The organism is Trichococcus flocculiformis (genome assembly GCF_900113645.1).
Classification (GTDB): Bacteria; Bacillota; Bacilli; order Lactobacillales; family Aerococcaceae; genus Trichococcus; species Trichococcus flocculiformis.
The window spans coordinates 21,475-30,069 of the sequence record NZ_FOQC01000031.1; the positions used below are offsets into that span (position 1 = coordinate 21,475).

General features: G+C 38.8%; 2 protein-coding genes and 2 pseudogenes. 2 read left to right on the top strand and 2 right to left on the bottom strand.

From position 1 onward, the window contains the following. Positions 1-286 precede the first annotated feature (286 nt). Positions 287-3,088 carry a hypothetical protein gene (locus BMZ71_RS10195; protein WP_086988947.1) on the top strand — a complete coding sequence of 934 codons (2,802 nt, stop codon included), beginning with the start codon at positions 287-289 and terminating at the stop codon, positions 3,086-3,088. 15 nt (positions 3,089-3,103) lie between these two features. Then, the gene (locus BMZ71_RS10200) at positions 3,104-7,837 is read left to right on the top strand and encodes a DEAD/DEAH box helicase (protein WP_086988948.1); all 4,734 of its coding nucleotides are present in this window, start codon (positions 3,104-3,106) and stop codon (positions 7,835-7,837) included. 95 nt (positions 7,838-7,932) lie between these two features. On the opposite strand, the pseudogene BMZ71_RS15355 reads toward BMZ71_RS10200, so the two are convergent. Together BMZ71_RS15355 and BMZ71_RS14930 are read right to left on the bottom strand one after the other, a co-directional pair. Continuing rightward, a pseudogene (locus BMZ71_RS15355) lies at positions 7,933-8,151 on the bottom strand (transposase); the annotation flags it as partial. A gap of 162 nt (positions 8,152-8,313) precedes the next feature. After that, positions 8,314-8,595: pseudogene (locus tag BMZ71_RS14930) on the bottom strand (hypothetical protein); the annotation flags it as partial.

Sequence of the window (8,595 nt, forward strand, 5' to 3'; positions counted from 1 at the left end):
AAGAATATTAAGCATAGAAATTAGAGCAAGTATTACTGGGTGCGGGAATAATTTTGTAATCGGACGGAACAATCGGATTATGGGATTATTTCCGCTTTTTGGTTATATCATAACGGAAATCGCAATATTTACAAAAAATACTTCTGATATCAACTTGCTAGGTTTATAATATTCTTATATGGAATTTCTTGACTATCATATGCGTTACATTAGATATCGTTGAAAATGTAAGCCCTTACTTATTGTTGTCTGATTTACAGTCTATATTAAAGCGAGGTGTCCAACAGTGCAGCTTCAAGATAGAGTGAATAAAATTAAGGGAAAATATGAGAAGAAGGCCCTTCTGGGACTAGTTTCGATAACTCCAGAAGAATTCAGTAGACTATCCGATGATTTTCGAGAAATGATTCAGCATCCCTCTCGATTTAAAATCCAAGAAAAACGTCAGCTCACCACTATGACTCTTATAGGATTCAATATGTATCGTTTTTCGGGTCAGCGATTTTGGGAAGAGTTGGCTGCGTATTTCGATGTTGAGAAAGTACAGTCATTAAGGAGCGAGTGTGTCGTAAATATTGAAGGATTTTGCAAAGTAAACAGACTCTATATGTATAAAACGAACCAACAAACTTTATACCGAGAGACAATTCAAATGCATTCCATCATTGCAAGCCATCAATTTCCTAAATTTATTCAGGTTCTTTTTGATTTGTATATAAAGGATCTCGAAGAAGATGTCAGCGATGAGATTGTATTAGAATTGCTTAGACATCTGCGTAAATTATTTAAAAATTATCAAAACCAAGACGATATTGTATCTGTATATCGGGGGTCAAAGATGACAGTAACCAATCAACAATTGCCGATGTCCTTCAAAAAAGCTTTTCTCTTAAACTGGGGTAAGGTAGCTGGATTAGTAAAAAGATATTTTTTGTTTTTTGATCTTTTGATGAGAGAAGAAGGGCAACTTCAATTTAGGTCAAATAACTATTACGACTATTTATTTGAACAGCACCTTACTGAAATTGGCACACAATTAGAAATGCAAAAAAATTCATTAGCCAGAAATGGTGGTGGAAAGAAACAATATAAGAAGCCGTTCTTCAGATTGGAAGAGATGCTTACCGGCTTACATTTGTGTTTAACCATTCCTAAACAGTTGATTTTACCTTCTGATATTGGGGAAATCATTGAAGTAACTTTTTTCAATAATAAGAATATGTTGTTGAAAAAAGAATTAGATGCAATGCCGGGTGCATTTTTCTGGAAGACCTTGCCTTCTCAGTATCATCTTGATGCGTTTTATCCCCAACTCACGTATACAATCACTTCGGGGAATACCAATATCTTTGAATCAAAGAACATTATGTCAAATAATTTTCTTCTCTTCAACTCAAAAGGAGATCAATTCTCACCTTCTAAGCTTAAAAACGAGGAGACTTACTTCGTCATCACAGAGAAAGATGCCGAGGTAGAGTTGATAGGGCTGACATACGAATATGCATATCAGGAAAATGGTTATGTCCGTTATGAAGTGATTTTCAATGAGGATTCAGAAATGTGGATAGATGGCGTATTGTTGTCAGCATCATCAAAAGTTCAGCCGGACGGTTTTCCTAGCACGACAAAATATAAGGGAGCCCGTCTATTATCGGACAACAAAGAATATGCACCAGTTAAGTCCGCATCATACTTCAGTTTCACTTACCCACAAAAGGATACTCTTAACAAGTATCGTTTTACAGTCAATGGAGTTTCGTTAGATGAAAAAGCGATTGCTAGTATTGGGGTGATATCAACCTTAGGCGATGGCACTGGCAGATTACAGTGCATTTTAGATTTTAGTGGCTTTTTGAAACAAGATGAAAGAATCTTAGAAATTGTGATTCGTAGAGATGGCGATTTTAGACCGATATTCGAACAGAACTATGTGGTCATAAACGATTTGAGATGGACGTTTCAAAAAATGTTTTATATGGACGAGACTTCAGCGCAGATATGCTCTTTAGAAAGCAGCGATTTGTCTATAACTCTAAATCCGCACAATAATCATTCCGTAGATATGAAGGCAAGGTATTATCGGCAATCTTTTAATCTACAAGAGCGCCAATTTTTCATTGAAGTTGCTATCCCGCTCATTTCGATTGAGAATGGTGCGGACCAAAGAAAAATTACTTTAGAGAAAAAGTATTACTTTGAAAGTTGTCCATTAGAAGATTTGACTATCAATATTCCCGGTCAAATTTATGAGATGCAGTGCTCAATGGGAAATCAAAATAAAAAACTGAACATCAAACGCCAAGGAGATACTTCAGCAGTCAATTTAAAGCCATACATATCATCCCGACAATCTGATATTCATGAATTCAGTCTAAGGGTCAGTAATAGGGACTACCCTCTATTTCAGGTGTATTACGAAGAACGGCTGGAAGACGTGGAGTGTAAGTATGCCAATCCAAATAGATTAATGGGTGGACTCTCTTTGACTGGTGAATATATTGGGAATAGGGAATTGTATTTGGAGCTTTCGGATGAACAAGGAGGAAGTAGAAAAATCTACGATAATATCCGACTGCCTTTCTATGATCCGCACCTGGAATTAGCTTTTGATATCTATCATTTACAAGTCTATACAACCTCGCCAAGTTTTTTTGGGGGATGTGATGAGAAAAATATACTATTTGAGGACAAGCTTATTCACGGGGATGAATTTGTCTTAAAGAGCCGCAAAAGAATTGTTCAAAGTGTTGCAGCAGTTTCTAATGGCGAGAGATTTACTACATCAAAGTTGTGCTTTGCAGGGATTGGATACGATCCCTACAGAGAAGAGTATAAAGCTCGTGCGTACTTCTTTTATACTGATCGCTATACCGGGGAGGAAAAAAAGACCTATCTGGATCAGAATCCAATTAAGTTCAAAGAAGTAATTCCTATGAATGATGAATTTATCATTACCCCGGAAGATGCACATGGAGAATGGATGATAATAGATACCCATACGGGAAACATCAACCCTCGGGCAGCAGATTACTCACATAATTATCAAAGGTACAAGGTAATTGAAAATTTAGTAATACGAATTTTATAAAAGGAGGATTATTAGATGACATTTAACCCTATTGCTGGCTCGCAGAACATACTGAATCATTATCTATCTTACATTACCTCGACATTCTACATAAAAGATGAAGAAATTAGACATAGTTTTGAAGAAGCCTTGAGGGGAATGGAGATTGGTAAAGGTCCGTACATTGACTTTACGGATTCCTTCCGGACAGGAAAATCGATTGTAGAGCTTATTGAAGAAGGCGTCGTAACACAAGAGTTTAAAAAAATAGCATATGAAGGTGAAGGGGCAATCAAGCTGAGCCGCCCTTTATATGCCCATCAAGAAGAAGCTATTCGCAAGGTGAAAAATGAGAGCAATATCGTCATTACCACAGGAACGGGCTCAGGAAAAACCGAAGCCTTTTTATATCCGATATTGAACAGTTTAACGAATGAAAAAGAGAGCGGTAAACTGACGCATGGAGTTCGTGCGCTGTTGATCTATCCGATGAACGCTCTTGCGAACGACCAACTAAAAAGAATGAGAGAGCTCTTACGCCATTATCCTGAAATAACATTTGGATCCTTCACTGGAGAGACTGAAGAAACCGAAAGAAATGCCCTGGCAAAGTACAAAAAGTTAAATAATGGAGAAGTTCCTATAGTCAACGAACGCATTTCCCGAGAAAGGATGAAGTCAGAACCGCCGCATATCCTTATTACAAACTACGCAATGTTGGAATATCTGCTAATCAGACCAGGTGATAATGTGTTCTTTGATGGACCGTATTCCAATCAATGGCAGTATATTGTCTTGGACGAAGCCCATACTTATACAGGTGCAACTGGTATTGAGGTATCCATGCTCATGTCCCGTTTGAAGGATCGGATTTCTCGAGGGACAAAAATCCAATTTATCCTCACGAGTGCAACTTTGGGAGAGGAGAAGGACGATCCCCATATAGTTGAATTTGCCCAAAATCTTTCGGCCAGATCAAGGTTTGAGGAACAGGATATCATAAGGGCAAAACGCCATTCCTTTGACAAGGTCCTTGCTGAGGAAGACGTGGATATTAATTTTTACAAAAATTTGTATCAAATCATAACTGAGGATCCAACGGACTTATCGGATAGACTGAATCAGGTGATTGATGGTTATTTCCCTCAATATAAGGATCAGACAGGTTATCAAGAAAAGCTATTTCAAATCATTCAACGGGATCAAAGGTATTTTCAAGCAAGGAGGAATCTCCAAAAGAAACCACTTGATGTGAAAAAATTAGCCAAAAAAATGAGTACAGCGGAAGAAGATTTGGTTGCTTTTGTAGAAGTGGCAAATAAAGCTAAGAAAAACAATGTCATGCTCTTGGATGCCCGATACCATATGTTCATCCGTTCGTTGGAAGGGTGTTACAGTACCCTTGATGAAAATCCCAAGGTCTCTTTGATACCAAGAAAACGTGGTGAAGCAATCGCGGGACAGGAAGATAAGTTTTATGAAATTTCTGTATGCCAATTCTGTGGGGAAGTATATCTGCTAGGGACTATAGATCCAGCATCGAAAGAATTCATTCAATTAAAGAACCAGAAAAAACAATCGTTTATGTTTATCAAAGACAAAGGAGACTTAACCCCCTATCTCAGTGCAGTCACCTCAAATAAAGAGAAGGATGAAGAAGAATCTTTTGTGGTTTATGATTTCAACGTACAGACAGGTGTTACACGCCTTTACAATGGCCAAAGTTTTGGAGATAAGGCTCATCACCGCTATCTGGTGAAAAATGAGAAACAACAGGAAACAGACTTAAAAACTTGTTATTCTTGCTGTAATACCAACAAAAGAACGGGTGTACTCCGTGATTTTTATATCGGACAAGCTGCGGCAACGAGTGTGCTCGGGACAAGTATCTACGAAGAAATACCAGGCTATAAGGTAACGGTTACTCAAAAAACGTTGGAAGCTTCGGAAGAGTTAGATGATTTTTTTGGAGCTCCTATAAGGGGGTACCAGAAAGAAGAAGAGAGTGAAGAGTTGCTTAAGAAACAACTCCTTGTTTTTTCTGATAGCAGGCAAGAAGCTGCTTATTTCGCAAGTTATTTTGATGTGACGTACCACAATATCCTTCGTCGCCGGATGATGGTTGAAGCTATAAGGGAAACCAGAAACACAAGAGGTATGGATAAAGATGGTTATGAATTAAAACATGTAGCCGACCATCTTGAGAATATCATTCGCAAAAGTGGCTATGAAGAAGACGAGGACCCGAAGAAAGAGGCATGGAAAACAATATTGTATGAAATGTCCACGAACGAAAGAAACAGTCTGGAAAAGCTGGGCCTTATCCACTTTAACTTCATTGATAAGCTAGGCGTGACTTCACTTGGTAAGTATAGCGGTAAAGCCGCCGATACTTTGTACAAAATTGTGTCAGAAGCTTTTAAAAATGATGGGATGATTGATTTTCCTATTCAAAATCAATTTACGGAAGATGATTACGCCTACTTTATTTACTCAGGAAAAAGGCAATATCTAACGCTTGAACCAACAAATAAATACGATACCTCGTTTGTCCCAAAAAGATACAACAAATGGACGAAGTACATAAGTAAGACATCTGGACTGAGTTTAGAAGAAGCAAAAAAATATTTGTTGAATATTTGGAAAGGCCTTTACGAAAAACATGGAATTCTCGACTTTGGGGCTGGAGGAAGCAAAGCTTTACTGAAGAATAATTGTTACAAAATACAGTTAACTGAAGATAATGTTATACAGTGGTATAAGTGCAGTAAATGTGGAACTTTAACTCCCCATAATATTTATGATTGTTGTCCGCAGGGGGCATGTGATGGCAAACTAGTTCAAGCTTCCCCGTTGGAGGAACTAAAAAGTAACCACTACATGAATTTGTATCAAGACCTCTCTTTGAACCCAATGAGAATCAAGGAACATACAGCCCAACTAAGTCCCGAAAAGGCAAAACAATATCAGGAAGAATTCATATTAAAAAAAATCAACATTTTGAGCTGTTCCACTACTTTTGAAATGGGTGTGGACGTTGGCGATTTGGAGACAGTTTTTATGAAGAATATGCCCCCTTCGCCTGCAAACTATACGCAAAGAGCTGGTCGCGCTGGCCGCAGAGCAGACGCCGTTGCCTATGCTTTGACATTTTGTAAAGTCGGATCACATGATTTAACATTTTTCAAAGAACCAGAAACAATGATTAGAGGGAAAATCAAGCCACCTAAATTCAATATACATAACGAGAAGATAGTGAAGCGGCATATGCAATCTTTTCTGATAAGCAGCTTTTGGAGGCATCATCCAGCTCTATATAAAGATGTGCAAACTTTTTATGAAGCGGATAACTTCTCTAAATTTATGACGTACATACGCGAGAACAAAGAGAATATGATTACCCATCTGCAGAGCATTATACCAAGTGGACTACATCATAAAATAGAGGGCTGGTATAGTATGTACCTTTCCGATAATAGTATTTTTAGGGAAGATCGAAGCCAATACTTGGCTGAGGTGGAAGAGTTAGTTGAAGCAATGGAGGAGTTCAAACAGGATGACAATAAATTGTACCTTGCAAATCGAATCAGTTTTTCTTTGCGAAAAATAAGGGAAAAGAACATCTTGAACTACTTATCGGCACGCAATATTCTGCCTAAGTACGGATTTCCTATCGACAGTGTAGAGTTAATTACGGATCCTTCTTCAGTAGAATCTACTTTTGGCCAAGGGGAGCTACGCTTGCAACGAGATTTGATGCAAGCTATTTCAGAGTATGCCCCAGGTTCACAAGTTGTTGCTGATGGAAAACTGTATACGAGTCAGTATATTAAGCGTCCGCCTCAAAAAGTCAAAGAGTGGGATGAATGGGATTTTGTTCAGTGTGAAAATCCCGAATGTGGACATTTGAACTTACATAGGCACTACCCTGGGGCGCCCACAATGGACAAGTGCGGTATCTGTCAGCACGCTTTGTCTCAACTGAAAGTCAAAACGATGATTAAGCCCGAGTATGGGTTCATCATATCCCCTGAGGTGAAAAAGGCAGGATCAAAAAAACCGATACGAACCTACAGAGGAGAAATCTACTATATTGGAGAGCAGAAAGAGCTTTTGGATGAGCGAAGTTTATCGATAGGACTTGATTTAAAATCAATGTCTAACGATGAGTTGGCGGTTGTGAACAGTAGTCAATTTATGGTTTGTCCGTATTGTGGATTTAGTGAGGTATCTTCAGACTTTTCTAAACAAAAAATCAAAACCCACAACGCTCCCAATGGGAGAAAATGCCTTAATGAAACATTTACCCGCAAGTCGATAGGACACACATTCAAGACAGATGTTACAACCTTATCGGTAAATAATTATTTGTCTTGGGAACAGGCTTATTCTATTCTGTATGCGATGCTGGAGGGCCTTTCGAAAGCCTTCTCGATTGAACGAAATGACGTAGACGGAACAATCGATTATATTTACAGCCGCACAGGAAACAGTAGTACCCGCTTCATTCTCTTCGATACAGTTCCTGGGGGAGCCGGCCATGTCAGAAGGTTGGGTAAAGCGACAGAGGAAGAAATCTTGGATGTATTCAAAGTATCATATGATTTGGTAAAAAATTGCCATTGTGATGAAAATACCGCATGCTACTCATGCCTACAAAACTATCGCAATCAGGCGATGCATGATTCTTTGGAACGAAGGTTTGCGGTAGATTTCTTTGATCGGGTATTTTATGATTACGAAAAGTTTCAAATCAATGGGGTAAAGTAATAAAAATACTACAGAAGCGCTGGAAAAAGTATGAAATGAATGATTTTGTACACTGGTGTTATATAATGCCTGCTGAATAAATCCCTATTTTTAGCTTACGGCTTCATTAGAGGTTCAATTCTAGGGGAGCTCACCCATTGGATGAAAGTCAAAAAAATGCGCAATGAAACCTTGGACAGGTTCATTGTAAGGATGGATAAAGCAATCACACAGAGACTGGTCTCTTCAAGGCGTGTTCGAATAAGCCTGAGCCCGAACTTTCTTTTCGCCAGGCTGAAGCCTCTCTCGACCTCTACTCGATCGCAGTTGTCGCTGTATTCCTGTTTTCCCGACTTTTACAGTTGCTAAACCGAAAAATCCCCATAAATCGCGTTATATATGCGTTTATGGGGATTTTTTTATTTTTTGGTATCTCAACTTTCGCACACCGAAAAAGACCCTAAAGGCTTGATATATCAATAATTCTAGCTATACTATTATGCCGATAAACCGCTCGGGAACTGATTTTCAGGTTGATGAAATGCTCGTTTTAAGAAAGCAGGAAAGTTGTCGAAAACTCTGTCCAGAACAGACTGCACCATTTCTTCAGACAAGATAGGTTCTTCCGTGAGAGACGCCTTCAGGCAGTCCAATACCAATAGAATTGCTTCTGCAAATCGGATGTCCTCCAATTCATCACAACACAAAAAGAACAGCTGACCGATGGTCCTCGGATCTTGCGCTTCGCGCGTCCGAAGCGCAAGCATGATGTAACGGGT

Coding starts and splice junctions, on each gene's coding strand:
- BMZ71_RS10200 (WP_086988948.1), top strand. CDS start 3,104: ATGACATTTAACCCTATTGCTGGCTCGCAGAACATACTGAATCATTAT.